Annotated in this window: 28 protein-coding genes; 6 read left to right on the forward strand and 22 right to left on the reverse strand. The window is 74.2% G+C overall.

Annotated features, from left to right (window positions below):
• Positions 1 to 10: 10 nt before the first annotated feature.
• A complete protein-coding gene (locus OCU29_RS17380) occupies positions 11 to 682 on the forward strand; it encodes a hypothetical protein (protein WP_261820920.1) in 672 nt (223 codons plus the stop codon).
• Between the two features lie 102 nt (positions 683 to 784).
• Here the strand turns inward: OCU29_RS17380 and OCU29_RS17385 are convergent, their stop codons facing one another.
• Positions 785 to 1,426: a DUF998 domain-containing protein gene (locus OCU29_RS17385; protein ID WP_261820921.1), complete on the reverse strand. Its 642-nt coding sequence runs from the start codon at positions 1,424 to 1,426 to the stop codon at positions 785 to 787.
• A 369-nt stretch (positions 1,427 to 1,795) separates the two neighbouring features.
• On the opposite strand from OCU29_RS17385, the gene OCU29_RS17390 reads away from it, so the two are divergent.
• The 4 genes from OCU29_RS17390 to OCU29_RS17405 all read left to right on the forward strand — a co-directional run bounded on the left by OCU29_RS17390 (position 1,796) and on the right by OCU29_RS17405 (position 4,561).
• Complete coding sequence (locus OCU29_RS17390) at positions 1,796 to 1,999, forward strand: cold-shock protein (protein WP_101523180.1); 204 nt, start codon at positions 1,796 to 1,798, stop codon at positions 1,997 to 1,999.
• 157 nt (positions 2,000 to 2,156) lie between these two features.
• Entirely contained in the window at positions 2,157 to 3,416 is a 1,260-nt protein-coding gene (locus OCU29_RS17395; protein ID WP_261820922.1) for an HNH endonuclease signature motif containing protein, read from the forward strand.
• A 43-nt stretch (positions 3,417 to 3,459) separates the two neighbouring features.
• Positions 3,460 to 4,008 carry a hypothetical protein gene (locus OCU29_RS17400; RefSeq protein ID WP_179616385.1) on the forward strand — a complete coding sequence of 183 codons (549 nt, stop codon included), beginning with the start codon at positions 3,460 to 3,462 and terminating at the stop codon, positions 4,006 to 4,008.
• A 13-nt stretch (positions 4,009 to 4,021) separates the two neighbouring features.
• Positions 4,022 to 4,561 (forward strand): hypothetical protein, encoded by a 540-nt coding sequence (locus OCU29_RS17405; protein WP_261820923.1) that lies wholly within the window; start codon positions 4,022 to 4,024, stop codon positions 4,559 to 4,561.
• A gap of 3 nt (positions 4,562 to 4,564) precedes the next feature.
• On the opposite strand, the gene OCU29_RS17410 is transcribed toward OCU29_RS17405, so the two are convergent.
• The 6 genes from OCU29_RS17410 to OCU29_RS17435 all read right to left on the reverse strand — a co-directional run bounded on the left by OCU29_RS17410 (position 4,565) and on the right by OCU29_RS17435 (position 12,265).
• A complete protein-coding gene (locus tag OCU29_RS17410) occupies positions 4,565 to 5,065 on the reverse strand; it encodes an SHOCT domain-containing protein (protein WP_261820924.1) in 501 nt (166 codons plus the stop codon).
• A gap of 9 nt (positions 5,066 to 5,074) precedes the next feature.
• Positions 5,075 to 7,594 (reverse strand): ATP-dependent helicase HrpB, encoded by a 2,520-nt coding sequence (gene hrpB, locus OCU29_RS17415; RefSeq protein ID WP_370463682.1) that lies wholly within the window; start codon positions 7,592 to 7,594, stop codon positions 5,075 to 5,077.
• Positions 7,591 to 8,892 carry a dihydroorotase gene (locus OCU29_RS17420; RefSeq protein ID WP_261820926.1) on the reverse strand — a complete coding sequence of 434 codons (1,302 nt, stop codon included), beginning with the start codon at positions 8,890 to 8,892 and terminating at the stop codon, positions 7,591 to 7,593. The genes hrpB and OCU29_RS17420 overlap by 4 nt, the downstream gene beginning before the upstream one ends.
• Positions 8,892 to 9,824 carry an aspartate carbamoyltransferase catalytic subunit gene (locus tag OCU29_RS17425; RefSeq protein ID WP_261820927.1) on the reverse strand — a complete coding sequence of 311 codons (933 nt, stop codon included), beginning with the start codon at positions 9,822 to 9,824 and terminating at the stop codon, positions 8,892 to 8,894. Before OCU29_RS17425 ends, OCU29_RS17420 begins: the two co-directional genes overlap by 1 nt.
• On the reverse strand, positions 9,821 to 10,402 hold the full coding sequence (gene pyrR, locus OCU29_RS17430) for a bifunctional pyr operon transcriptional regulator/uracil phosphoribosyltransferase PyrR (RefSeq protein ID WP_179616380.1): 582 nt from the start codon (positions 10,400 to 10,402) through the stop codon (positions 9,821 to 9,823). The genes OCU29_RS17425 and pyrR overlap by 4 nt, the downstream gene beginning before the upstream one ends.
• A 63-nt stretch (positions 10,403 to 10,465) precedes the next feature.
• Entirely contained in the window at positions 10,466 to 12,265 is a 1,800-nt protein-coding gene (locus tag OCU29_RS17435) for a cell wall metabolism sensor histidine kinase WalK (RefSeq protein ID WP_261820928.1), read from the reverse strand.
• Positions 12,266 to 12,308: 43 nt separating this feature from the next.
• On the opposite strand from OCU29_RS17435, the gene OCU29_RS17440 reads away from it, so the two are divergent.
• The gene (locus OCU29_RS17440) at positions 12,309 to 12,731 is read left to right on the forward strand and encodes a PPOX class F420-dependent oxidoreductase (RefSeq protein WP_261820929.1); all 423 of its coding nucleotides are present in this window, start codon (positions 12,309 to 12,311) and stop codon (positions 12,729 to 12,731) included.
• 18 nt (positions 12,732 to 12,749) lie between these two features.
• Here the strand turns inward: OCU29_RS17440 and OCU29_RS17445 are convergent, their stop codons facing one another.
• The 15 genes from OCU29_RS17445 to ruvX form a co-directional block, all read right to left on the reverse strand.
• Positions 12,750 to 13,766: an NADPH:quinone reductase gene (locus tag OCU29_RS17445; RefSeq protein ID WP_261820930.1), complete on the reverse strand. Its 1,017-nt coding sequence runs from the start codon at positions 13,764 to 13,766 to the stop codon at positions 12,750 to 12,752.
• A 53-nt stretch (positions 13,767 to 13,819) separates the two neighbouring features.
• Positions 13,820 to 15,007: a hypothetical protein gene (locus OCU29_RS17450; RefSeq protein ID WP_261820931.1), complete on the reverse strand. Its 1,188-nt coding sequence runs from the start codon at positions 15,005 to 15,007 to the stop codon at positions 13,820 to 13,822.
• Positions 15,008 to 15,071: 64 nt separating this feature from the next.
• Entirely contained in the window at positions 15,072 to 16,445 is a 1,374-nt protein-coding gene (locus OCU29_RS17455) for an NAD(P)/FAD-dependent oxidoreductase (protein WP_261820932.1), read from the reverse strand.
• Complete coding sequence (locus OCU29_RS17460) at positions 16,442 to 17,257, reverse strand: DUF1206 domain-containing protein (protein WP_179616374.1); 816 nt, start codon at positions 17,255 to 17,257, stop codon at positions 16,442 to 16,444. The genes OCU29_RS17455 and OCU29_RS17460 overlap by 4 nt, the downstream gene beginning before the upstream one ends.
• Positions 17,254 to 18,648: an NAD(P)/FAD-dependent oxidoreductase gene (locus tag OCU29_RS17465; protein WP_261820933.1), complete on the reverse strand. Its 1,395-nt coding sequence runs from the start codon at positions 18,646 to 18,648 to the stop codon at positions 17,254 to 17,256. The genes OCU29_RS17460 and OCU29_RS17465 overlap by 4 nt, the downstream gene beginning before the upstream one ends.
• Positions 18,649 to 18,732: 84 nt before the next feature.
• Positions 18,733 to 19,146, reverse strand: coding sequence for a transcription antitermination factor NusB (gene nusB / locus OCU29_RS17470; protein WP_179616372.1), 414 nt, complete (start codon positions 19,144 to 19,146; stop codon positions 18,733 to 18,735).
• 7 nt (positions 19,147 to 19,153) lie between these two features.
• Positions 19,154 to 19,717, reverse strand: a complete 564-nt coding sequence (efp, locus tag OCU29_RS17475; RefSeq protein WP_179616371.1) for an elongation factor P — start codon at positions 19,715 to 19,717, stop codon at positions 19,154 to 19,156.
• A gap of 50 nt (positions 19,718 to 19,767) precedes the next feature.
• A complete protein-coding gene (locus tag OCU29_RS17480; RefSeq protein WP_179616370.1) occupies positions 19,768 to 20,205 on the reverse strand; it encodes a type II 3-dehydroquinate dehydratase in 438 nt (145 codons plus the stop codon).
• A complete protein-coding gene (aroB, locus tag OCU29_RS17485) occupies positions 20,202 to 21,317 on the reverse strand; it encodes a 3-dehydroquinate synthase (RefSeq protein ID WP_261820934.1) in 1,116 nt (371 codons plus the stop codon). Before aroB ends, OCU29_RS17480 begins: the two co-directional genes overlap by 4 nt.
• Positions 21,314 to 21,796 carry a shikimate kinase gene (locus OCU29_RS17490; protein ID WP_179617477.1) on the reverse strand — a complete coding sequence of 161 codons (483 nt, stop codon included), beginning with the start codon at positions 21,794 to 21,796 and terminating at the stop codon, positions 21,314 to 21,316. Before OCU29_RS17490 ends, aroB begins: the two co-directional genes overlap by 4 nt.
• A gap of 29 nt (positions 21,797 to 21,825) precedes the next feature.
• Positions 21,826 to 23,013, reverse strand: coding sequence for a chorismate synthase (gene aroC, locus OCU29_RS17495; RefSeq protein ID WP_218876357.1), 1,188 nt, complete (start codon positions 23,011 to 23,013; stop codon positions 21,826 to 21,828).
• A 12-nt stretch (positions 23,014 to 23,025) separates the two neighbouring features.
• A complete protein-coding gene (locus OCU29_RS17500; protein ID WP_261820935.1) occupies positions 23,026 to 23,727 on the reverse strand; it encodes an A24 family peptidase in 702 nt (233 codons plus the stop codon).
• A 1-nt stretch (position 23,728) separates the two neighbouring features.
• A complete protein-coding gene (locus tag OCU29_RS17505) occupies positions 23,729 to 24,562 on the reverse strand; it encodes a shikimate dehydrogenase (RefSeq protein WP_261820936.1) in 834 nt (277 codons plus the stop codon).
• A gap of 8 nt (positions 24,563 to 24,570) precedes the next feature.
• Complete coding sequence (gene mltG / locus OCU29_RS17510; RefSeq protein WP_261820937.1) at positions 24,571 to 25,740, reverse strand: endolytic transglycosylase MltG; 1,170 nt, start codon at positions 25,738 to 25,740, stop codon at positions 24,571 to 24,573.
• Positions 25,737 to 26,207 (reverse strand): Holliday junction resolvase RuvX, encoded by a 471-nt coding sequence (gene ruvX / locus OCU29_RS17515; RefSeq protein ID WP_179616366.1) that lies wholly within the window; start codon positions 26,205 to 26,207, stop codon positions 25,737 to 25,739. Before ruvX ends, mltG begins: the two co-directional genes overlap by 4 nt.
• Positions 26,208 to 26,211 lie beyond the last annotated feature (4 nt).

A 26,211-nucleotide genomic window follows, 5' to 3' on the forward strand; every position in this document is an offset into this window, starting at 1 on the left:
GTGGCGCCCGATGATCGAGAGCAACGCCCTGCGCCATGACACCCCGCCGCTGGTGGCGGCGCTCGACGTGACCGCCAAGGCGGGCCTGGTGATGCTCCTCGTGATGTCGCTGCTCTACCCCGACCTGGGCAACGTCGAGGACAAGGCGGCGGGGCTGCGCGCGGCCGCCTACCCGATGCTCGCCTTCACGGTGCCGCTGGTGTGGTGGGTGTTCTGGCGCGAGCGGGCGTCGTTCCCGTGGGTGGCCGACCTGCTGATCACCGCCACGTGCTTCACCGACACCCTCGGCAACCGGCTCGACCTCTACGACTCGGTCGTCTGGTTCGACGACCTGATGCACTTCATGAACACCGGGCTGATCACCGCGGCCATCATCCTGCTGACCATGCGGCACAGCTCGACCCTCGCCGCGGTCGTCGAGCGCTCGCTGGCCTTCGGCGTCACCGCCGCCGTCGGGTGGGAGATCGCGGAGTACTTCGCCTTCATCAGCAAGTCCTCCGAGAAGCGGCACGCCTACGCCGACACCCTCGGCGACCTGGCCCTCGGCTCGATCGGCGCCGTGGTCGCCGGCGTCGTCGTGCACCGGCTGTGGCGACGCGGCCTGCTGATGTCCGCCGCGCCCCAGCTGGAGCCGTACGTCGGCTCCCGCTCGGCCGTGGAGCCCACCGCAGCCACTGGCTGAACCGGATGCTCCGGGTCGTCGTCGGTGCGCTGGTCGCTGACGTCCGGGTCTCGACGGGGTGGCGACTCACTTGCTTCGAGCCGGCCGACCGGCTGCCTCGCGCTACCTGGTCGTGAGGGCGCCACCATCGGCGCTCGAGGACCGCTGCACCGACCGGCCGTCGGGATCGAGCTGCGTCCAAGCGAACGCAGCCAACCCGATCAGCACCGGCCACAGGGCCAGCCGCTCGAGGGCACCCGCCGCGGAGCCGTCCCCGGACAGCACGAACGCTGCGGCGGCCGACGCCGTGACCACCCCCGCGACCAGCAGCGCCCCGGCCATGCGCGGCCGGACACCACGCAGTCGCGCACCCAGGACGATGAGCGCGACCGGCTGCGCCACGAACAGCGGCGTCGCGGCGATCGCATGCAAGGTGGCGTCCTGGTCGAGAGGCGCCAGTCCCGTCGCTGCCGAGCTCAACCCGGAGATCACGAGCAGCCCGGTGACCCACGGCCCCAGCGACCGACGCAGCAGCAGCGCGCCGACGGCCAGCAGGACCCCGAAGACGATGAACGAGCCGTTCATCAGCTCATGGCGCGGTGAGCAGTACGCCGCCGAGCAGCCGACCTCCCCGAGCCGGCTGACCGAGTCGGAGACGAAGCTGTAGCCACCCTTCGTCGCCGCCGCGACGACGTACTCGGTCGCGATGTAGAGCGGTCGCACGAGGAGCGCCACCGCTCCCCAGCGCACTGCTCCGCTCCCCACCCCGAACGATTCCCCGAACCGTCGTCTTGGGGTCAGGGACACCCGGTCACCGTAGACCCTGCCGGGGGCGTCTGACAGGCGACGAGCGAGCGCCAACGTCTCATTCGCATAGGCGACGGTGGACGCAGATGACGCAGCGCGGAACCATCCGGCGGGCTCGCGCAAATTTCGCCAACACCCAGGACACGCGACCGATGCCCTATGGTGGGTCCTGTTGAAGGGATGGCTCTGCAAGCCGTCCTGGCCGCGCAAGATGCCGCGGCTCGTATCTTGCACTCCTGGTTTTCGGTTCGCTGGACATCAGCACAGGTGGATGTCTTCAGCGGCTTGAGAGCACATTGCTCTCGGTACCGAGCAAAGGAACAGATCATGGCTCAGGGAACTGTCAAGTGGTTCAACGCCGACAAGGGCTTCGGCTTCATCGCGCAGGACGGCGGCGGCGAGGACGTGTTCGTTCACTTCTCGGCCATCCAGTCCGGCGGCTACAAGTCGCTCGACGAGAACCAGAAGGTCGAGTTCGACCTCGCTCAGGGGCCAAAGGGCCCCCAGGCGGAGAACGTCCGCGTCTCCTGATTCCACCCCGAAGAGCCCCGACCGCACGCGCGGCCGGGGCTCTTCGCGCATGTACCCGAGCCTGGGGCAACGCGGCGAAGTGACCGCAGCGCCCGGTGTGTGGAGAGCCGGGCTCGGTCGAACGTCGTTGTCGGTGGTCGCGTCTAGGGTCGAGGACATGACCTCGAGCGACGTTCTCCCCGCCACCGCGGGTGAGTGTGTCGCGATGCTGGAGGAGCTCGAGGCCCTCAAGGCACACCTCGCCGCACGCCAGGCCAGGTTGACCGCGCACCTCGACGACCTCCAGGCCGACGCCAGTGACCGGTCGGTGGGTGCACAGGTCGCGCTCGCACGCCACGAGTCACCGCACCGCGGTGCCCGGCTGCGCGCGATGGCCTGCACCCTGGTCGACGACCTGCCCCACGTCCTGGCTGCCCTCGATGACGGGGTGATCAACGAGCGTCGTGCCGAGATCCTCGCCACCGAGGCCGACCACGTCCACTCCGCGCTGCGTCCCGCCTTCGACACCGCCCTCGGTGAGCTCCTGGCCACCGGGACACCGCTCGGGGACCGGGCGCTGCGCCTGGCCGCGCAGCGGATCGCGATGCGCCTCGACGACCACGCCGCAGCCCGGCGCCGCGAACGCGCCCACCGCAACCGCCACCTCACCTACCAGCGACGCGAGGACGGCACCGCCCAGATCACCGCGATCATCTCCGATGTCCAGGCGGCCGCGGTCATGCAGTCCCTGCACCAACGCGCCGCCCAGCTCAAGGCCCAGCCCGACGAGGACCGCACCCACTCCCAGATCATCGCCGACCTGTTCGTGGCCCGCCTGACCGGCCAGATCACCGCCACCCACACCCCCATCGCCCTCAACATCGTGATCTCCGCCGAAGCACTCCTCGGCGACGGCTCCGGCACCGACGAGCCGGCCGAGGTCGTGCCGATGTACGGCGGCGCCGGCGGCCCCATCCCCGCCTCCGTGGCCCGCAACCTCCTGGCCTGCGCCCCCGAGATGGGCACCCGGGTACGCCGCCTCTTCGCCGACACCGACCAGCTCGTCGCCATGGAATCCACCAGCCGGACCTTCGACGGGCTGCTGCGCCAGTTCATCACCCTGCGCGACCGCACCTGCCGCACCCCGTGGTGCAACGCCCCCATCCGCCACCACGACCACATCACCCCCGACCACGCCGGCGGCCCCACCAGCACCCTCAACGGCCAAGGCCTCTGCGCGGCCTGCAACCAGCTCAAGGAAGAACCCGGCTGGCACCACAGAGTGCTGCACCACTACGACCTCGACCCCCACGACGTCGAGATCACCTCACCCGCCGGCCAGACCACCCACTCCCGCGCCCCCGACCCACCCGGGCTCATCCCACCCGAACCCACCTGGGTCCTGGAATCACCAGGCCACTGGGTCCTCACCGCCTGAGCCGTCGGGCTACGCTGCGCCCACCCTCATCTCGGGAGGAACCATGGGGAGCACCACCCTGCACTGGGTACGCCGCCGCGCCTGGCCGCTCGCGCTGGTCACAGCGCTTCTGATCGGCGTCGGCAGCGCCGGCTGGTGGGCCACGCACCCCGACGTGTTCGACGACGTGGGCGGCTACGGCTTCCGTTCCGAGCGTGACAGCGGGCGCACCATGTACTTCGGGATCGTCACCACCTCGCTGCACGACGAGCGTCGCGACCTCGAGCTGCGATCGGTCCGACCGGTCGTCCGCGCCAACACCGCCGATGCCGAGCTCACCGTCTACCTCTGCGAGATCGACCCCGACGCCCGGTTCGGCAGCGTCATGGCCCAGCGAGTGCCGCCGACCAAGACCTGCAGCACCTTCGAGCCCGTCACCGAGGGCACCCGGTTCCTCACCGGCAAGGGCTCCCCCCACCAACAGCTCGTCCTCGAGGTGCGCACCACCCGACGTGGTGTGGTCAAGGTGAAGGGCGCCGAGGTGTCCTACCGTGACGGCCTGCGACGCGGCACCGAGCTGACCGGCGGCTACCTCACCCACCGCGCCCGCTGACCCAGGAGGTCACATGAAGAGCACGACCAGCCACCCGTTTCGCTGGACGGCAGTCGGCCTGGCCCTGGCGCTCGGCGCGGGCGGCGCCACCTGGTGGGTCACCCACCCCGACGTCTTCGGCGACGCCGGCGGCTACTCCCTGTCCACCGCCCGTGAGGAGGTCGGCACCTCCTACTACGCCGGCCTCGTCAGCCCACCTCTCGACGCGGAGCGCCGCGAGCTCGAGCTGCGCTCGGCCACCCCGGTGGTCGCCAAGAACACCGCCGACGCCGACCTCGAGGTCTACCTCTGCGAGGTGGACCCGGGCCAGGGCGCCGTCGGGGTCGGCAGCCAGCGCACGGCGCCCACCGACGTCTGCTCCACGTTCGAGCGGGTCACCGACGGCACCCGCCTCGTCGTCGGCGGGGGCGAGCCCTACCAGGAGCTCGTCATCCGTGTGCAGGCCGCGCAACCCGGCGTCGTCGAGGTCCGCGGCATCGAGCTGTCCTACCGCGACGGGCTGCGCCGCGGCACCCAGGTGACCGGCGGCCACCTCACCTACCGCGCGCGCTGAACCTCACAGCTCCTCGAGGATCGACCGCCGCGCGGTCTCGTGCTCCTCGTCGCTGACCAGGCCCTCGACGCGCAGCTTGTCCAGCTCGCGCAACCGGTCGGCGGTCGAGCGACCCGGGGTCGCCGCCGGGATCGGCGTCGTCGGGCGCCCCCGCAGGTTCGAGGCCAGGTACGTCGCCTCGAAGCCGTCGTCGCTCAGCAGCGACATCGCCGTGGCGTCGCGCTCGCTCATCCCCGACTCCCGCGCCATCCGCCGGGCCGTCGAGACCTTCCAGACCGTGCCGGCCACGCCGGCGACGAGCGCGACCACGAAGAACAGCACGAAGACGCCCTCGAAGCCGCCGCCGCCACCGGGCCCCGGGCCGAACCCCGAGGAGGGGTAGCTGCGCACCCACTCACCCCCGCTGTACGTGCAGGTCGGCAGGTCGCCGAACTCGTTCGTGCGGAAGCACTTGGCAGGCGGGTCGTTCGGCCCCGAGAAGGCCAGCAGCAGCACCGAGATCATGGCGCCACCCTAGGTGCTGTCGCGCCGCTTCGTCCTCGCTGTCGCCGGCGCGCTCCACGGGTCCTCGGGCCACGGGTGCCTCGGGTAGCGCCCCCGCATCTCGCCCCGGACCGCCGGGTAGGCCGACTCCCAGAACGACGCCAGGTCGGCGGTCACCGCCAGCGGGCGCCGAGCCGGGGAGAGCAGGTGCAGCAGCAGCGGCACCCGGCCGTCGGCCAGCCGCGGCGTCGCCGCCCACCCGAAGACCTCCTGCAGCTTCACCGCCAGCACCGGCTGCCCGGGTTCGGTGTAGTCGACCCGCACCGCCGACCCGCTGGGTACGACGACCCGCTCGGGCGCCAGCTCGTCGAGCCGGGCCGCCTCGGGCCAGGGCAGCAGCCCGCGCAGCCCCGACACGACGTCCAGCCGCGCCAGGTCACGCCCCGAGCGCACCCGCGACAGGTCGAGCCAGCTGTCCACGCCCGCCAGCAGCGCCTCGTCGCCCACGTCGGGCCACGGCTCCCCCACCGCCGCGTGCAGGAACGCCAGCCGCGCCCGCAGCTCGCGCGCCGACTCCTTCCAGGGCAGCGCGTCGAGCCCGTCGCGCCGCAGCCCCTCGCGCACGGCCGCCCCGACCGCCTCCACCGGCGGCTCAGCCAGGGGTGACGACGCCAGCTCGATCGCGCCCAGCCGGGTCACCCGGCGCGCCACCACCCGGCCCTCGCGCCAAGCCACCTCGTCGTCCTCGCCCCACCGGGCGGCCGCGGCCTCCAGCGCCAGGTCGGCGTCGATCGGGGCCGCCGAGCGCACCCGTGCCTCCCGCTCCCCCGCCCGCCGGTCGACGTCGGCCACCGCCACCCACTCCAGCCCCGCCAGCGCCGACTCCCCGCGCGGCAGGGTCGCGCCCGTCCCGCCCACCATCAGGTACGCCGTCCCGCCGGGGCGGCGGCGCGCCACCCGGTCGGGGTGCGCCAGGGCCACCACGAGACCCACCGCCAGGTCGTCGGTGAGCCGCTCGGCCGGTGACCGCGGCTCCTCGACGTACCCCGACAGCCGCTGCACGGCAGCGCGCCACGGTCCCGAGCCGGGTCCGCCGCGGCGCAGCGAGCGCAGCCCTGCGACCAGGTCGCCGCCGGGCGGGCGCACGTCCTCCGAGAGCATCGCCACCACCTCCGCGGCCCGCTTCGCCCCCACCAGCGCGGCCCCGTCGAGCAGGGCGCGGGCCAGCCGCGGGTCGACCGGCACCCCGGCGATCGCGCGGCCGCGGTCGGTGACCTGGCCGGCGGCGTCCACCGCGCCGAGGTCGGTGAGGGTGGCGCGGGCCGTCGCCAGCGCCGGTCCCGGCGGCGGGTCCATCAGGGCCAGGCCCGCACCGTCGGGGCTCCCCCACACCGCCAGCTCCAGCGCCAGCCCGGTCAGGTCGGCGACCGCGATCTCGGGCTCGGGGTGCGCCGGCAGGTGGGCGTGCTCGGCCTCCGACCAGCACGGGTGCACCCGCCCCGGGCCCTCACGCCCGGCGCGACCGGCCCGCTGCTCGGCGCCCGCCCGCGACACCCGCACGGTGACCAGCCCACCCAGGCCGCGCCGGTGGTCGGTGCGCGGCTCCCGCGAGAGCCCGGCGTCGACGACCGAGCGCACCCCCGGCACCGTCAGCGACGACTCCGCGACCGCGGTCGAGACCACGACCCGGCGCCGCGGCCCGGGACTCAGCGCCAGGTCCTGCTGCTCCCCACCCAACCGGCCGTGCAACGGCCGCACGTCGGCCTCCAACCCGGCCAGGCGGCGTACGACGCCGTCGACCTCGGCCACGCCGGGCACGAAGACCAGCACGTCCCCCGAGCCCTCGCCGAGGGCCACCCGCGTCGTGGCCGCGACGTGGTCGAGGAAGGCCGGGGTGACGCCCCGGTCGTCGAGGCGCTGCACCCCCGGTGGCAGCGGCGCCCAGCGCCGCTCGACCGGGTGCAGGGCCCCCGGCACATCGACGACCGGCACCGGCGGTTCCCCCAGCAGCGCCGCCGTGCGGCCCGCCTCGACGGTCGCCGACATCGCTACCAGCAGCAGGTCCTCGCGCAGCACCGCGCGCACGTCGACCAGCAGCGCAAGCGCGAGGTCGGCGTCGAGGCCGCGCTCGTGCACCTCGTCGAGCAGCACCGCCCCCACGCCGGGCAGCTCGGGGTCGCGCTGCAGGCGCCGCAGCAGCAGGCCGGTGGTGACGACCTCGATGCGGGTCGCCGCCGACGTGCGCCGCTCGCCGCGCACCGCGTAGCCGACCGTCTGCCCGACCGGCTCGCCGAGCAGCGACGCGAGCCTGCGCGCCGCAGCCCGTGCCGCGATGCGGCGCGGCTGGGTCACCACGACCCGGCCCTCGCAGAGCGCCGCCACCGCCGGCGGCACCATCGTGGTCTTGCCGGTGCCCGGCGGGGCCTGCACGACCGCGCTGCCCCGCTCGGCGAGCGCGGCGCGCAGGGCGTCGAGCCCGCCGACGACCGGCAGGTCCGGAGGGTCGGCGAGCAGCCGCTGCAGGGCGCCGCTCAGGTCGGCACCCCTCAGACCAGCGACCCGTCGAGCACCGTGGGCCGCCCGCGCAGCAGCGTGTGGCGCACGGCGGCACCGAAGGTGCGCCCGTGCCACGGGTTGTTGCGCGAGAGCGAGACCGAGGCGTCGCGGTCGACGGTCAGGTCGGCCGAGGGGTCGACCAGCACGATGTTGGCCGGCGCGCCGACCTCGAGCCCTCGACCGTGGCCCTCGAGCCCGGCGATCGCCGCCGGCGTCGTCGACATCACCCGGGCAACGTCGGCCCACGTCATCAGTCCGCTCTCCACCATCACCGAGGCCACCACCGGCAGCGCGGTCTCGAGCCCGAGCATCCCGAAGGCCGCGTCGACGAACGCGTGCTCCTTGTCGTGGCGCGCGTGCGGGGCGTGGTCGGTGGCCACCGCGTCGATCGTGCCGTCGGCCAGCGCGGCGCGCAGCGCCTCGACGTCCTCGGCCGGGCGCAGCGGCGGGTTGACCTTGTACGTCGGGTCGTAGCCGCTGAGCAGGTCGGTGGTCAGCAGCAGGTGGTGGGGGGTCACCTCGGCGGTGACGGCGATCCCCTGCGACTTCGCCCAGCGCAGCACCTCGACGGTGCCCGCGGTCGAGGCGTGCGCGACGTGCACCCGCGAGCCGGTGTGCCGCGCGAGCATCACGTCGCGCGCGACGATGACCTCCTCGGCGACGCCGGGCCAGCCGGGCAGGCCCAGCCGCCCGGAGAGCTCGCCCTCGTGGCAGCACGACTGCGGCCCGGCGAGGTCGGGGTCCTGGGAGTGCTGGCTGACGACCCCGCCGAACGCCTTGACGTACTCCAGCGCCCGGCGCATCACCCGCGGGTCGGCCACGCAGCGGCCGTCGTCGGAGAAGACCCGCACCCGGGCCCGCGAGCGCGCCATCAGCCCGAGCTCGGCGAGCTCCTCGCCGCCGAGCCCCTTGGTGACGGCGCCGACGGGCTGCACGTCGACCAGGCCCGCGGCCAGGCCCAGGTCGTGGACCCGCTCGGCGGCCTCGGCGGTGTCGGTGACCGGCGAGGTGTTGGCCATCGCCAGCACCGCGGTGAAGCCGCCCATCGCGGCGGCGCGCGAGCCGGTCACGACCGTCTCGGCGTCCTCGCGGCCCGGCTCGCGCAGGTGGGTGTGCAGGTCGACGAGGCCCGGCAGGGCCACCAGCCCGTCGGCGTCGACGACGCGGGCGCCCTCGGCCGACGGGCTGCCGATCTCGGCGATCACGCCGTCGGCGACCAGCACGTCGGCGCTGCGCTCGCCCAGCAGCGAGGCGCCCCGCAGGAGGATGGTGCCCGGGGTCTGCTCGGTCATCAGGAGGCTCCTTCGCCGGCCAGCAGGTGGTAGAGGATCGACATCCGCACGGCCAGCCCCGAGGAGACCTGGTCGAGCACCAGCGACTGCGCGGCGTCCGCGGCGTCGGCGGCGATCTCGAGGCCCCGGTTCATCGGGCCGGGGTGGCAGATGGGCACGTCGGGGCCGAGCACCGCGAGGCGGTCGCGGGTCAGCCCGTAGCCCACGGTGTACTCCCGCGCGCTGGGGAAGAACCCGCCGCTCATCCGCTCGCGCTGCACGCGCAGCATCATCACCGCGTCGGCCTTCGGCAGTGCCTCGTCGAGGTCGTACGACGTCGCGAAGCCGGCCTCGCGCGACCAGGTGTCGACGCCGCTGGGCATCAGCGTGGGCGGCGCGACGACCGTGACCTCGGCGCCCAGGCGGGTCAGGCACTTGACGTTGGAGCGGAAGACCCGGCTGTGGGTCAGGTCGCCGACCAGCAGCACCCGCTTGCCCTCGAGCGTGCCGAGGGTGCGGCGCAGCGTGTAGGCGTCGAGCAGCGCCTGCGAGGGGTGCTCGTGGGTGCCGTCGCCGGCGTTGATGACGCTGGCGTCGACCCACTGGGAGACCTGGAGCGCCGAGCCGCTGGCGGCGTGGCGCATCACCAGGGCGTCGACGCCCATGGCGGTGATGGTCAGCACCGTGTCGCGCAGGCTCTCGCCCTTGGAGGCCGAGCTGCCCTTGCCGGTGATGTTGATGGTGTCGGCCGAGAGCCACTTGCCGGCGATCTCGAAGCTCGAGCGGGTCCGGGTGGAGTCCTCGAAGAACAGGTTGATGATCGTGCGCCCGCGCAGCGCGGGCAGCTTCTTGACCTCGCGGCGCTGCACGTCGTGCATCTCGGCGGCGGTGGCGAAGATCGTGTCCATGTCGTCGACGGAGAGGTCGTCGATGGAGAGCAGGTGCTTCCTCACGCCTGGCTCCCCCCGTCGGGACCGCTGCCGGCGATGCGCACCTCGTCGTGGCCGTCGTACTCCTCGAGGCGCACCATGACCCGCTCGGTGCGTGCGCTCGGCAGGTTCTTCCCGACGTGGTCGGCGCGGATCGGCAGCTCGCGGTGGCCGCGGTCGACCAGCACCGCCAGGCGCACCACGTCGGGGCGGCCCAGGTCGCGCATCGCGTCGAGCGCCGCACGCACGGTGCGGCCGCTGTAGAGGACGTCGTCGACGAGCACCACGGTGCGCCCGTCGATGCCGCCGGGCGGCACCTCGGTGTGCTGGGGGCCGCGCGCCGGCTGCTTGCGCAGGTCGTCGCGGTAGAGGGTGATGTCGAGGGAGCCGACCGGCACCTGGACGCCCTCGGTGGCCGCGATCCGGTCGGCGACGCGCCGGGCCAGGCCGACGCCGCGGGTCGGGATGCCCAGCAGCACGAGGTCCTCGGAGCCCTTGTTGCGCTCGAGGATCTCGTGGGAGATGCGGGTCAGCGCCCGGGCGATGTCACGGGCATCGAGGACCACGCGGCCCTCGTCGGTGGTCTCGGGAGGCGCACTCACGTGGCCGGACCTCCTTCTCCGCCTCACGGGACGGCTCGTTAAAGGATGTCGATCGGGAGCACCCTAGCAGTGGGCCGCCGGCAGCCGGAGCGTGAAGACCGTCCCCTCGCCGAGCACCGAGCTGACGCCCACGCTGCCGCCGTGGCGCTCGGCGATGTGGGCCACCGTCACCAGGCCCAGCCCGGTGCCGGGCTGGCGCAGCGCGGCCGGGTTGCTGCTGCGGTAGAAGGCCCGGAAGAGCCGGCGCTGGTCGTCGTCGCTGATGCCGATGCCGTCGTCGCCGACCTCGAGCACCACCAGGTCGCCCTCGCGGTGCGCGCCCACGCGCACCGTGCCGCCCGCGGCGGTGTACTTGACCGCGTTGCTGACCAGGTTGCCCAGCGCCCGGTCGACCTCGTCGGGGTCGCCGGCCACGACCAGGTCCTCGCCCTCGACGTCGACCTCGAGCCGCAGGCCCTCGGCACGCGCCGTGGGGGCGATGAGGGCCTCGATGCCCGCCACGACGGTGGTGACGTCGACGTCGACGGCCAGCAGCGGGTGGGTGGGGTCGCTGACCCGGGCCAGCAGCAGCATGTCGTCGACGATCTGCTGCATCCGCGCGGTGCCGCGGGCCAGGGCGGTGTGGTGGCGCTCGGCCTCCGGCCGCAGGCCGAGGTCCTCCAGCATCTCCAGGTTGCCGGCCACCACGGTCAGCGGCGTGCGGAGCTCGTGGGTCAGGGTGGCCACCAGCCGGGCCCGCTCCTCGGCCAGCTCCTGCAGCTCGTGGACCACCCGCCGCTCCCGCTCGAGGGCCCAGACCGTCGTCAGCGCCGAGCCGAGGTCGTGGCCCAGCTCGAGCGCAGCGGCCGTCTCGGCCGGCGACCAGGCCGGGTCCTGGCTGCGGCGGGTCAGCATCAGGAAGCCCAAGGACTCGGTGCCGGCACCCAGCGGCACCCCCAGCAGCCGTGCCGGGCCCAGCCACGACAGGCCCTCCCCTGCCTCCCGCACCACTTCCTCGGGCAGGTCCAGGGCGTCGAGGAGGTGCTCGGGCAGGGCGCCGTCGAGGGTGGGGTCCAGCACCAGCACCTCCTGGCGCGCCCACAGCAGCGGCGCGAGCCGGCGCGCCACGGCCGGCACCACCGGCGGCAGCGGCACCACGCTGCCGTCCCGCAGCCGCGCCCGGTCCTCGGCCGTCCACCCCTCGGCGTCGTCGCCCCGGCCCACCTGCACCCACGAGGCGGTCGCGGCGAACCCCTCCACCAGGGGTGCGTGGGTGCTCTCGACGACCTCGTCGAGGGACCCGTGGCTGCCCAGGGCCGCGCTGCGCACCAGGCTGCGGGCGCGCTCGGCGTGCTCGACGCGCTGCAGCAGCGCCTCGCGCTCCAGGGTGGTCAGCACCGCACGCTCGGCCTGCGCGGCGTAGCGCTCGAGCAGCCGGGTCTGGGCCTCGTCGGGACGGCGCCCCGAGACCGGCTGGTCGACCGAGAGGACGCCCACCGGGGTCCCGTCGTCGTCGCGCAGCACCCCGATCAGGCCGTCGTAGGGGTGCCAGGCGTCGGGGCCCTCGCCCTGCTCCTCGAGGGTGACCACCCAGTGCCCGGCGAGGTCGCCGCCGGTGGCCTCGCCGTCGATGAAGTGCAGCCGCCCGCGCGGCTCGGCGACCGCCAGGACCTGGTCGAGCACCGAGACCGGGTCGCTGGCCCAGGCGTCCTCGTCCTTCTCGACCGGGCCGGTGTACGCCGTGGTGACGAGCTGGCCGTCGAGGACCACCGAGAGCGCCGCGACACGGAAGCCGACCAGCTCCGCGACCGACTCGACCATCAGCTGCAGGACGTCACGTGCCGACGAGTCCGACCAGCCGGTCCGGTCGCGTTCGTGCAGCACGAGCCGGAGCCTACGCGGGTCGGGGCTCGCCTAGGCTGGAAACATGTCCACTGCTCCCCTGCCCGACGACGTCGTCGACCTGCTGCGTCGACCCAACCCGAGCGTCGTGGCGACGCTGCGCAAGGACGGCACGCCCGTCACGGTGCCCACCTGGTACCTGCTGGAGACCGAGGGCCCGCGCGCCGGCACGGTGCTGGTCAACATGGACGACACCCGGGTGCGCCTGGGGCACCTGCGCCGCGACCCCCGCCTGAGCCTCTCGGTGCTCGACGCGGACAGCTGGTACACCCACGTGACGCTGATCGGCGAGGTCGTCGAGATCCGGCCCGACGAGGGACTCGTCGACATCGACCGGCTCTCGCAGCACTACGGCGGGCGCGACTACCCCGACCGCGAGTCGCCGCGCACCAGCGCGTGGATGCGCATCGACCGCTGGCACGGCTGGGGCGCGGCGAAGACCGACTGAGCCTGCTCAGTCGTCGGCTCAGTCGTCCGCGACGTCGATGAGCACCTTGCCGACCGCGCCGGCCTCGACGGCGTCGTGGGCGGCGGCGGTCTCCTCGAGCGGGTAGTGGTGCAGCGGCACCCCGACCTCGGCGCCGACGCGCAGGGCCCCGGCGGCCACGGCGGCGCTGACGTCCTCGGCGGCGGCGGCCAGCAGGTCCTCGCCCAGGGTGTAGAGCAGCAGGCCCTGCAGGCGCAGGTTCTTGGCGAAGCTCGCCCGCACCGGCAGCGTCGCCTCGGCGCCGCCGTTGTCGGCGTAGTAGGCCACGGTGCCGCGGTTGCGCAGCACCTCGACGTCGAGCGCCAGGTTCTCGGCCAGCGCCACCTCGACGACCAGGTCGACGCCCTGGGGAACGATCTCCTTGATGCGTGCGGCGGCGTCGTCGGTGCGGTAGTTCACGACGTGGTGGGCGCCCGCTGCGCGCGCCAGGTCGGCCTTCTCGTCGCTGCTGATGGTGGTGACCACGGTGGCCCCGGCCCACACGGCCAGCTGGATCGCGGCGTTGCCGACCGCGCCGGCACCGCCGGCGACCAGCACGGTGCTCCCCGCGAGGGTGCCGGGTGCCAGGCGCGAGGCGCCCTCGCCGGCGGTGAGCGCGCGGTGCGCGGTCACGGCGGGCACGCCCAGCGAGGCACCCAGGTCGTACGACGCCTCGTCGGGCAGCGGGACCACGCAGGCCGTGGGCAGCACGGTGTGCTCCGCGGCGGTGCCGCCGGGGCGGGCCCACTGGGCCAGGATCGTCCAGACCCGGTCGCCGACGTCGAGGCCCTCGACGCCCTCACCGACGGCGTCGACGACGCCGGCGGCGTCCTGGCCCGGGACGACCTCGTCCCAGGGGCCGTTCATGGCGTTGGCGCGGAACTTCCAGTCCGTCGGGTTGACCCCGGCGCGCACGACGCGCACCCGCACCTCGCCCGGTCCGGGCTCGGGCAGCGGGCGCTCCTCGACGGAGAGCACGGAGGAGGGACCGGTCTGGCTGTAGACGACTGCTCGCATGCCAGGCCCAGCACCGCGGTGCTTCTCCTTGTTCCCGGCCCGCGACGGCTCGCTCAGAGCGACTCGGCCATCCCGGCGCAGGCCGCCAGCCAGGAGCGGCGCGTGGCGGCCGAGAGCTCGGCGTACGGGACCACCGACCCGGCGACCAGGGCCGGGTCGTAGGGCACCCGGTAGACCGCGCGGGTGCGCTGCTCGTAGACGTCGACCAGGTCGGCCGCGAGCTTGTCGTCGACCTTCGGCGAGGGGTCGGAGAGCACCGTGACGCACTTGTGCTTGAGGTCGGTGTGCCCGGCGTCCTGCAGCGCGTCGAGCATCCACAGCCCCGAGTAGCCGGTGTCCTCGCGCACCGTGCTGGTGACCACCAGCAGGTCGGCCTGCTCGGCGCTGGCCAGCCAGTTCTCGGCGCGCATGTTGTTGCCGGTGTCGACCAGGATGATGCGGTAGAAGCGCTCGAGCAGCGCGTGCACGGCCGCGAAGTCGTCGGCGTGGATCATGCCGGTGACGTCGGGGCGCTCGTCGGAGGCCAGCACGTCGAAGTGCGCGTCGCCCTGCGAGCGCACGAACGCCCCCAGGTCGCCGATGCGCGACTGGTAGACGTCGCTGAAGCGGCCCAGGTCCTCCAGCAGCTCGCGGGTGGTGTTGCGGTGGGTGCTGCGGGTGCCCCGGATGCCCAGGGTGCCGCGGGTCTCGTTGTTGTCCCACGCGACCACGCCGCCGCCGCGCACGGTGCCGAAGGTGTAGCCGGCCGCCAGCACCCCGGTGGTCTTGGCGGCGCCGCCCTTGGGGTTGATGAACGCGATGGTGCGCGGGCCGTCGAAGTCGCGCTGGATCACCGAGCGCTGCTGCTCGTGGGTCTGCTCGGCCGGGCCCATCGGCAGCCGGGCGCCCATCCGGTTGAGCACGCCGCGCCAGCCCCACGTCGCGGGGCCCTGGCCGGTCTCCTCGGCGCGCCGGTCGAGGAAGTCGGTCGCGGTCATGAAGCGGCGCGGCTCCTCCGCGCGGGCCGGGGGCCCGGCAGGGGCCGCGGCGGGGGCCGGTGCAGCGGCCGGGGCAGCGGCCGGGGGCACCACGACGGGCACCTCCCGGGTCGCCTCCGACACCTCCTCGGGCGTCCAGCTGGGCGGCGGTCCCAGGGGGTCGGTCAGCGGGTCGCCGACCCCGGCGGCGAACCGGTCGAGCTCCTCGCGGGTGTAGAGCCGGTCGCTCGTGTCCGAACGGCCCTGGAAGTGCCCCTGGGTCATGCTTCCTCCTCAGCCATGGGGGTGCTGAGGGGTTCCTTCCCCGATGGTGCCCCGGTCACACCAGCTACAGACCGGTCTCCTTGAGCGCCACCTCGATGGTGCGGTGGAAGGTCGGGTAGGCGAAGTGCATCGTGCGCAGCACCGCGACCGGCACCTGCGCGTGCACCGCGGTGCTCAGCAGCCCGAGCACCTCCCCGCCGTACGGCGCCATCGTGGTCGCGCCGACCACGACCCCGCGCTCGCGGTCGGCGACGACCTTGACGAGCCCCTTCGCCTGGTGGATCCACCCGCGGGGCCCGCGCGCGAGGTCGGCGGTGCCGACGACCACGTCGATGCCCTGCTCGCGCGCCTGGGCCTCGGTGAGCCCGACCGCACCGACCTCGGGGTCGGTGAAGGTCACCCGGCTCACCGCGCGGTAGTCGGCCCACGGCCCCTCGTCGTCGCCCAGCACGTCGCGCACGACCAGCTCGCCCTGGTAGAGCGAGACGTGGGTCCACGGGCCCTTGCCGGTGATGTCGCCGACCGCCCACAGCCGCTCGCCGGCGCGCATCCGCTCGTCGACCTCGACGTGGTCGGCGGCGGGGTCCAGGCCCACCGTCTCGAGCCCCACGTCGCCCAGGTTCTCGGAGCGGCCGGCCGCGACCAGGAGCCGCTCGACGACGACCTGCTCGCCGTCGACGTGCAGGTGGAAGCGCTCGCCGTCGTGCTCGACCCGGGCCAGGTCGGCGCCGGTGCGCACGTCGACGCCCTCCTCGCGCAGCACCTGGGCCAGCAGGTCGCCGGCCTCGGGCTCCTCCGAGCCCAGCAGCCGCGGGCCGGCCTCGACGATCGTGACCTCGGTGCCGAAGCGGTGCAGCGCCTGGGCGATCTCGACGCCGATCGGACCCCCGCCGACCAGCGCCAGCGAGGCCGGCGCCTCCGAGACGGTCAGCACCTCGCGGTTGGTCCAGTACGGCGTCCCGGCGAGGCCCTCGACGTCGGGCACGGTCGGCTCGGTGCCGGTGTTCAGCACCACGCCGCGGGTGGCGGTGAGCCGGCTCAGCCCGCCGGGGGTGTCGACCTCGACGACCCCGGGGCCGGCCAGGCGGCCGTGGCCGCGCACGACGCGCACCCCGGCCTCCTCCAGGGTGCCGGCGTGGTCGTCGTCGTGCCAGTCGTGGGTGGCCTCGCGGATCCGCTGTGCGGCGGGCCCGAGGGAGGCTCGCACCTCGACCCGGCCGCCGAGGTCGTCGGCGCGCCGCGCCTCGGCCAGGGCGTCGGCCGCGCGGATGAGCAGCTTGGAGGGCGTGCAGCCGTAGAACGGGCACTCGCCGCCGACCAGCCGGGAGTCGACGGCCGCGACCCGCAGCCCGGCCGCGGCCAGCTTGCGGGCGACGTGCTCGCCGCCGGAGCCGACGCCGAGGACGACGACGTCGACGACGCGGTGGGTGCTGCTCACCGCGACAGGTGCCGGGCTCGCGCGAAGCAGAACAGCCCGTAGGCGCCGATGCCCAGGGCCAGGACGCCGAGCAGGAACGGGCCGAAGGGCTGCTGGAGCACCTTCTGCAGGGCCACGTCGAGGCCGCCGGACTTCTTCGCCGAGTGCGTCCACGCGGCGTACAGGAACAGCGAGCCGACGATGCCGATGGCGATGCCCTTGGCGGTGTAGCCGGCGGTGCCGAAGGCGACGTACGCCGTGCCGGAGCCGCCGCGCTCGCCCTCGGCGGTCAGGTTGTCGCGGAAGTTGCCGCTCCAGGCGTGGTAGATCTGGAAGATGCCGTAGCCGACGATGCCGGCGCCGACGAGGAAGACCAGGGTCTGGCCGGCCGGCAGGTCCATCAGCTTCTTGGTCGTGGAGTCGGTGCCGCCGCCCCCGCCGCCGCTGGACCCGGTGGCCACCCGGATCGCGGAGATCGCGATGGCCAGGTAGATGAGGGCCTTGCCGCCCGAGAAGACCCGCTTGGCGGTGCGCTTGGCGCCGTCCTCGTCGTCGTGGCCGAAGGCCGCCTCGATGGCGCGCCAGCCGACCAGCAGCAGCATCCCGACCGCCACCAGCCAGACCAGGACCTTGCCGAAGGGCTGCTGGGCCAGCTGCGACATCGCGCCGCTGCTGGAGGTGCTGCCCTCGCGGTCGCCGAAGGCCAGCTGGAGGGCCAGCCAGGCGATGAGCAGGTTGACGACGCCGTAGGCGACCATGCCGGCTCGCGCCGCGTGGTCGACCCAGCGGTGGTCCTCGGCCTGGTGGCCGAGGTCGGACGCGGAGCGGTTCATCGGGTCTCCTCCAGAGCGCCGAGGGCGGTCTCGATGGTGCGGTGGAAAGTCGGGTAGGCGTAGATCATCTGCTGCAGGGTCTCGACGGGCACCTCGGCGTGCACGGCGACGGCCAGGAAGCCGAGCACCTCGCCGCCGGAGGGTCCCATGGCGGTGGCGCCGACCAGGACGCCGCGGTCGGCGTCCTCGACGACCTTGACCAGCCCCCGGCCGCCGGGGCCGTGCAGCCAGCCGCGGGAGGACGACTCCATCGGGGCGGTGCCGACGCGCACCCGCAGCCCGGCCTCGCGCGCCTGCTCCTCGGTCAGGCCGACCCCGCCGACCTCGGGATCGGTGAAGGTCGTGTGCGGCACCGCGTGGTACTGCGCGGGCGGCCCGTCCTGGCCGGTGATGTCGCGCAGCGCGATCGCGGACTGGTACATCGCCACGTGGGTGAAGGCGCCCTTGCCGGTGACGTCGCCGATCACCCAGAGCCGCTCGCCGGCACGCAGGTGCTCGTCGACCTCGACGGTGCGGGCCTGCGGGTCGAGCCCGACGGTCTCGAGGCCGATGTCGTCGAGGTTGGGGGTGCGGCCCGCTGCGAGCAGCAGCTTGTCGGCGCGCAGCGTGTCGCCGGAGCCGAGCGTGACCTCGAAGCCGCCGTCGGCATGGCTCACCGAGGTGATCTCCACCCCGGTCATCACCCGCATGCCCTCCTCGACGAAGACCTCCTCGAGGACCTGCGCCGCCTCGGGCTCGTCGGGGCCCAGGATGCGCGGGCCGGCCTCGAGCAGGGTGACGCGCACCCCGAAGCGCTGGAAGACCTGGGCCATCTCGGCGCCGATCGGGCCGCCGCCGACGACGATCATCGAGCCGGGCAGCTCGGTGGCCTGCACCGCCTCGCGGTTGGTCCAGTACGGCGTGCCGGCGAGACCCTCGATCGGCAGCTCGGCGGGGCGGGTGCCGGGGTTGAGCACGACCCCGCGGGCCGCCTCGTAGGCGCGGGTGGCGCCGTCGGGCAGGGTGACGACCACGCGACCGGGGCCGTCGAGGCGCCCGACGCCGTGGTGGAAGGTGACGCCGGCGTCCTCGAGGCGCTGCACCGCGATCTGGTCGTCCCAGCCGCTGGTGGCCTCCTCGGAGATCCGCCGGGCCACCGGCGCCCAGGACGGCACGACCTGCACCTCGCCCGAGAGCTGCGAGACGCGGCGGGCCTCGGCCAGGCTGTCGGCGGCGCGCAGCATCATCTTCGACGGCACGCAGCCGTAGTAGGGGCACTCGCCACCGACCAAGTGCTTGTCGACCGCGACGACCCGCAGGCCGGCCGCGGCGGCCCCGGTGGCCAGCGACTCGGCGCCGGGCCCGAGCCCGACGACGACGAGGTCAACGTCCGTGCTCTGCTGCTCGCTCATGCGACCAGCATGGACCTCACCCCCGGTGGTGCCGGGTCACCCCCCTGGGCCGGGGGCCGGGCTCGGGTGGGCCGGGGGCCGGGCTCAGGCGCCGAGGATGCTCGGCTTGTTGCGCTGGATGGTGCCCAGGACCCCGTTGACGAACTGCGGCGACTCGTCGGTCGACAGCTCGCGCACCAGGGCCATCGCCTCGGAGACCGCGACGGCGTCGGGCACGTCGTCGACGTGCAGCAGTTCGAAGACGCCCAGGCGCAGCACGTTGCGGTCCACCGCGGGCATCCGCGACAGCGTCCAGTCCTGCGAGTACGACGAGAGCAGCTCGTCGATCTGGGCCTGGTGCTCGGCCACCCCGCGCACCAGCGTGACGGTGTACTCGGTGGTGGGGCGCTCGCCGTCGGCGAGCACCCGCTCGAGGGCCTCGAGCGGGGTCTCGTCGCGCAGCTCGCTGGAGAACAGGACGTCGAGGGCGCGCTTGCGCGCCTTGGTCCGTGCCGACATCAGGCGGTCACGACTTGACGCGGCCCAGGTACGAGGAGTCGCGGGTGTCGACCTTGACCTTCTCGTTCTGGTTGATGAACAGCGGGACCTGGATCTCGTGGCCGGTCTCGAGGGTGGCGGGCTTGGTGCGACCCGTCGCCGAGTCGCCGGCGAGGCCGGGCTCGGTGAAGGTGATCTCCAGCTCGACCGAGGGCGGCAGCTCGATGAAGAGCACCCGGCCCTCGTTGGTGGCCACGATGGCCTCGTTGTTCTCGAGCAGGAAGTTGGCGGCGTCGCCGACGATCTCCGGCGCGATCTCGAGCTGGTCGTAGGTGCTGATGTCCATGAAGACGTACGACGTGCCGTCGTTGTAGAGGTACTGCATGGTGCGGCGGTCGACCGTGGCGGTCTCGACCTTGGTGCCGGCGTTGAAGGTCTTGTCGACGGTCTTGTTGGACTCGACGTTCTTCAGCTTGGTCCGCACGAAGGCGGGGCCCTTGCCCGGCTTGACGTGCTGGAACTCCACGACGGACCACAGCCCGTTGTCGATGGAGAGAACCATGCCGTTCTTCAGGTCGTTGGTCGATGCCATGCGCGTACGTCAGCCTTGTCGTCGAGGGGTCGGATCAACAGCGTGGCAGTCTACGGGCCGGGGCGGGTCGCGAGCACGTCGAGGGCCATCCGGTAGCCCTCGACGCCGTGCCCGGCGACGACCTCGACGGCGTGCGGGGTGACCACGGAGTGGTGGCGGAACTCCTCGGGCCGCGTGCGCGGGTCGGAGAGGTGCACCTCCACCAGCGGCGCCACCAGCTGGGCGCAGGCGTCGTGCACGGCGTAGGAGTAGTGGGTCCAGGCCGCGGCGTTGAGCACCACGGGGGTCTCCTCGTCGGCGGCGGTGTTGAGCCAGTCGACCAGCACCCCCTCGTGGTTGGTCTGGCGCACCTCGACCTCGAGGCCGCGCTCGGCGCCCCAGGCCACGCAGCGCTCCGCGAGCTCGGCGTACGTCGTGGTGCCGTAGATCTCGGGCTGGCGGCGGCCGAGCCGGCCCAGGTTGGGGCCGTTGAGCACGAGCACCCTCACGACACCGCTCCCCTCATCGTCTCGTAGGCGCCGCGCAGGTGGGACTCCTCGGGCCCGGCGAGCACGACGGGCCGCCCGACCTCCTCGAGCACCACGAAGCGCAGCTGGTCGCCGCGTGACTTCTTGTCCACGGCCATCGCCGCGCGCAGCGTGTCGTAGTCGGCGCCGGCGTAGCCCACCGGCAGCCCGACCCGGGCGAAGGCGCTGCGGTGCCGGTCGGCGGTGGCGTCGTCGAGGCGGCCGGCGCGGCGGGCCAGCTCGGCGACGAAGACGCAGCCGATGGCCACGGCCTCGCCGTGGCGCATCGTGTAGCCCTCGGCCCGCTCGATGGCGTGGGCCATGGTGTGGCCGTAGTTGAGCGCTTCGCGCCCGGGGTGCCCCCCGGCGCCGCCGGTCTCGCGCAGGTCGGCGACGACGACGTCGACCTTGACCTGCACCGAGCGCTCGACGAGCTCGCGCAGCACCGGCGAGCCGGGGGCCAGCAGCTCCTCGGGAGGGGTGCCCTCCACGAGCTCGAGGATCCGCTCGTCGGCGATGAAGCCGCACTTGACGACCTCGCCGAGGCCGGCCACCAGGTCGACGCGCGGCAGCGTCTCGAGCAGCGACAGGTCGCAGAGCACGCCGGCCGGCTCGTGGAAGGAGCCGACCAGGTTCTTGCCGGCGGCGGTGTTGACGCCGGTCTTGCCGCCCACCGCCGCGTCGACCATCGCCAGCAGCGTGGTCGGCACGTGCACGACCCGCACCCCGCGCAGCCAGGTGGCGGCCACGAAGCCGCCGAGGTCGGTGGTGGCGCCGCCACCGAAGGTGACCACGGCGTCGGAGCGGGTGAAGCCGGCCGCGCCCAGCTGCTCCCAGCAGCCGGCGGCGGTCTCGGCGGTCTTGGCGGCCTCGCCGTCGGGGACCACCAGCTCGGTGACGTCGTAGGCGCTGCGCAGCGCCTCGAGGACGGGCCCGGCCAGCTCGCGCAGGCTCGGCGTGAGCACCACCGCGACGCGGCGCGGGGCCTTCCCCAGCAGGCCGAGCAGCCGGTCGGCGACGCCGTGGCCGACCACGACGTCGTACGGCGACGCGCCGCCGACGTGCAGGGTGGTCGGCGGGGCCGGCGTGCTCATCGCTGCGCCGCCTCGAGCAGGGCGTCGATCTCGTCGGCGACGTCCTCGGGGCTGCGGGCGTCGGTGCTGACCGTGTGGGTGGCGACCTGCTCGTAGACCGGGGTGCGCTCGTCGAGCAGCGCCTTGATGCGCGCCCGCACGTTGCCGAGCAGCAGCGGGCGGCCGACGCCGAGCCCGACGCGCTTGACGGCGTCGCTGAGCCCGACGCTCAGGAAGACCACGGTGTGCCCGGCCAGCAGCTCACGGGTGGCGGGGTCGAGCACCGCTCCCCCGCCCAGGGCGAGCACGCCGTCGTGCTCGGCCAGCGCGGTCGCGACCGCGGCCCGCTCGAGCTCGCGGAAGGCCGCCTCGCCGTCGTCGACGAAGATCTCGGAGATCTCGCGCCCGGCGGTGGCCTCGACGTCGTGGTCGGTGTCGCGCACCGCGACGCCCCAGCGACCGGCCAGCAGGGTCGCCACGGTGGTCTTGCCGGCGCCCATCGGGCCCACTAGGACCACCCGGGGAGCGCTCACCGGTACCTCAGCGCCTGCAGGTAGCCCTCGACGTTGCGGCGGGTCTCGGCGACCGAGTCGCCGCCGAACTTCTCCAGCAGCGCGTCGGCCACGACGAGCGCGACCATGGCCTCGGCGACGATGCCGGCGGCCGGCACGGCGCACACGTCGGAGCGCTGGTGGTGGGCCACGGCCTCCTCGCCGGTGGCGACGTCGACGGTGCGCAGCGCCCGTGGCACGGTCGCGATCGGCTTCATCGCCGCGCGCACGCGCAGGGCCTCGCCGGTGGTCATCCCGCCCTCGGTGCCGCCGGCGCGTCCGCTGGTGCGCCGGATGCCGTCGGGGCCGGGGACGATCTCGTCGTGGGCGAGCGAGCCCGGGGTCGCGGCGAGCGCGAACCCGTCGCCGACCTCGACGCCCTTGATGGCCTGGATGCCCATCAGGGCGCCGGCCAGCCGCGAGTCGAGGCGGCGGTCCCAGTGCACGTGCGACCCGAGGCCCGGCGGCAGGCCGTGGACGACGACCTCGACGACGCCGCCGAGGGTGTCGCCGTCCTTGTGGGCGGCGTCGATGCGCTCGACCATGGCCTGGGAGGTGCCGGGGTCCAGGCAGCGCACCGGGTCGTCGTCCAGCGCCTTGACGGTGGCCGCCGAGGCGTCAGCCGGCCACGAGCCGTCGGGGGCGCGCACGCCGCCGAGCTCGACGACGTGGGAGACCACGCCGGCGCCGCAGGCCTGCTCGAGGAAGTTGGTGGCCACGCGGCCCAGGGCGACGCGGGCGGCGGTCTCGCGGGCCGAGGCGCGCTCGAGGACCGGGCGGGCCTCCTCGAAGTCGTACTTCTGCATGCCGGCCAGGTCGGCGTGGCCGGGACGGGGGCGGGTGAGGGCCGCGTTGCGGGCCAGCGCGTCGAGCTCGTCCTGGTCGACCGGGTCGGCCGACATCACCTTCTCCCACTTGGGCCACTCGGTGTTGCCGACGATGATCGCGACCGGTCCGCCCTGGGTGCGCCCGTGGCGCACGCCGCCGGTGAAGGTGACCTCGTCCTGCTCGAACTTCATCCGGGCCCCGCGCCCGTAGCCGAGGCGGCGCCGGGCCAGGGACTCGGCGACGTCGTCGGAGGTGACCTGGACGTGGGCGGGGAGCCCTTCCAGGATCGCGACAAGAGAGGGGCCGTGGGACTCGCCCGCGGTGAGCCAACGCAGCATGGCCCCAGTCTTTCACGGCAGCAGGACGGGTCCTGCCAGCAGTCCAACCAGTGCACCCACGATCATGGCCGGGCCGAACGGCTTGGCCTGGCGCAGCCGCGACCGGTCGCGGCGCACGAGCGCCACCACCAGCGCCGGCAGCGCCAGCACCAGGAACGCCGCGTAGGCACCGACGAGCACCTCGGCGACCCCGGCGCGCCCCAGCACCAGGCCCAGCAGGGCGGCCAGGCGCACGTCGCCGAAGCCCATCCCGGCGGAGTTCACGAACCACAGGAACCAGTAGAAGGAGCGCAGCGCGACCATCGCGACCCCGGCGCGCAGCACCTCGCCGGCCTCGCCCGTGACCGCCCACTCCCCCATCGCCAGCAGCACCAGCGCCCCGGTGGCCGGCAGCACGACCCGCTTGGGCAGCAGCCGGGTGCGGGAGTCGACGTGGGCCAGGAGCACGCACACCGGGGTGGCCAGGACGACGTAGGCCAGCACCCAGCCGGTGCCCAGCACCAGCGCGGCCAGCGCCACGACCGCGGCCGAGACCCCCGCCAGCCCGGCACCCAGGCGGGGCGCGTCGGCGAGGGCGGCGTACGCCGGCGGCGCGGGCTCGTCGGCCGGGTGGTCGTCGGGCGGCGGGTCGGGCAGCCGGCGCAGCACGGCCGGCCCCAGCGCACCGCCGGCCGCGGCCACGGCGACCGCGAGGAGCGCGACCAGCGGCTCCACGTCAGCCCCGTGCCCGCGCGACCAGCGCGCGCTCGCCGGCCGCGCGCATCACCTCCAGCGGTGCGTCCTGCCCGGTGAAGAGCGCGACCTGGAGCGCCGCCTGGTGGACCAGCAGGTCGAGGCCGCCGACGAGCACGCCCCCGCGCTCGGCGGCGGCGCGGGCCAGCGGGGTGGGCCAGGGGTCGTAGAGCACCTCGAAGAGCACGGGCGCCTCGAGCAGGGCGACGAGCTCGGGGGTCTGGGCCGCGACCGGCACCGTGGAGACCACGACGTCGGCCCGCACCGGGAGGGTCGGCAGCGCCAGCGCCTCGACCTGCGGCGCCGACGGGTGCGCCCGCACGGCGTCGACGGTCTCGGCGGCGCGCTGGGGTGAGCGGGCCAGCACCCGCACCCGGGTGGCGCCCTCGTCGACCAGGGCCAGCGCCGTGGAGGCGGCGGTGGCGCCGCCGCCGAGCACGACCACGTCGTCGACGCCGCCCGACCAGCGCTCCCGCACCGCGGCCGCGGCGCCGGGCAGGTCGGTGTTGTCGGCCAGGCCGCCGGGGGCGACGTCGGGGCCGAGCACCAGCGTGTTGGCGGCCCCGGCCAGCCGGGCCCGCGCGGTGACCTCGCCGGCCAGGCCGAGCAGCTCGCGCTTGAGGGGCATGGTCAGCGACAGCCCGCGCCACGAGGAGTCCAGGCCGCGCAGCAGCTCGGCGAGGGTGCCGCCGGGCACCCGCACCGCCTCGTAGGTCCAGCCCGCCAGGCCCAGCGCGTCGTACGCCGCGCGGTGCAGCACCGGGGACAGCGAGTGGTCGACGGGGTCGCCGAGCACGGCGCAGCGCACAGGAGCCACCACCGTGCTCAGCAGCGGTCCGACTGGGTGGCGCAGTACTCGTCGAGCTCGCGGCGGAAGCCGAGGAACTCGTCGTAGGACTCGGTGAACTTGGTCTCGCCGGTCTCGAGGTTGACCGTGACGTAGAACAGCCAGGGCCCCTCGTCGGGGTTGGCCGCCGCCGCGATGGCAGCGTCCCCGGGCGCCTCGATCGGACCCGGCGGGAGCCCCTGCTGGGTGTAGGTGTTGTACGGCGAGTCGGCGACCGAGTCGATCTCGTCGAGCGTGAGCCGGGCGATGGGCGACTTGTCCAGGGCGTAGTTGACGGCCGCGTCGATCTGCAGCAGCCCGTTGGTCACCCCGTTCTCGGGGTTCTCGAGCCGGTTGTAGATCACCCGCGCGACCTTGGGCATGTCGTCGCCCCGGCCCTCGGCCTCGACCAGGCTGGCCACCGTCATCAGCTCGTGCGGGGTGTAGCCCAGCTCGTCGGCTGCCGCCTCGAGACCCGCCTCCTCGGCGGCCTGCTCCCAGCGGTCGACCATCGCCGAGATCATGTCGGCGGGCTTGTCCTTGGGCCCGAAGGCGTAGGTGGAGGGGAACAGGTAGCCCTCGGGGTTGCCGTCGGCGTAGTCGGGCAGCCCGATCTTCTCGGGCTGCTCCAGCACGTTGCGGAAGCGGCCGGCGCCGAAGTCGGTGCCCTTCGCGAGCACCTCGACGACCTGGTCGACGTTGAGGCCCTCGGGCACCGTCACCGAGCTGGTCAGCAGGTTGGCCGGGTCGACGAGCACGTCGATGGCGTCGGCGGAGGCCATCTCCTTCTGCAGCTCGTAGAAGCCGACCTGGATGCCGGCCGACTCGCTGTTGGCCTGGGCGGCGGCGATGCAGGAGTCGACGGAGGCGACGACGTCCTGCTCCTTCAGCCCCCGGCAGATGTCGGTGGCGGAGTCGCCGCTGCTGACCTCGACGAGCGCCCGGCCGCGGCCGGGGCCGTCGTAGTCGGGGGCGGAGGAGAAGCGGTCGGAGACGAAGTCGGTGACCTTGCTGCCGGCGAACCAGACGCCGCCGCCGATGAGGGCGAGCGCGACCAGCACCGCCAGGCAGCCGGGCAGCCGGCTGCGCTTGCGACGGCGCGAGCCACCGGGCACGTACTCCGGTTCGGCCGGCAGGACCGACTCCTCCGTGGGGTGCTGCTCGCTCATCTCTGCTCCTCGACGATCTCGCCCGGAGCGGTGCCCGTGGCGCGTTCGGTGTCCAGTGCGTGCTGGAGGATCACCACGGCCGCGGCCATGTCCACCACCGCACGCCGGTTGCTGCCCTTGCGTCCTCGGTCGCGCAGCATAGCCTCGGCCGACACGGTGGTGAGCCGCTCGTCGACCAGGCGCACCGGCACGGGGTCGAGCCGGCGGGCCAGCGAGGCCGCGAAGTCGCGCACCTTGGCCGCTGCCGGGCCCTCGCCGCCCTTCAGCGATCGGGGCAGGCCGACGACCACCTCGAGCACCTCGGAGTCCTCGGCGATCTCACCCACGATCGCCTGCAGCCGCTTGAGGTCTCCCCCGCCGCGGCGCACGGTCTCCAGCGGCGTGGCCAGGAAGCCCGTGGGGTCGCTGCGCGCGACCCCGATCCGGGCATCACCCGGGTCGAGGCCCAGCCGTACGCCGTGACGCACCCGC

Origin of the sequence: Nocardioides sp. OK12 (assembly GCF_024341885.1) — a bacterium.
GTDB lineage: Bacteria > Actinomycetota > Actinomycetes > Propionibacteriales > Nocardioidaceae > Nocardioides > Nocardioides marinisabuli.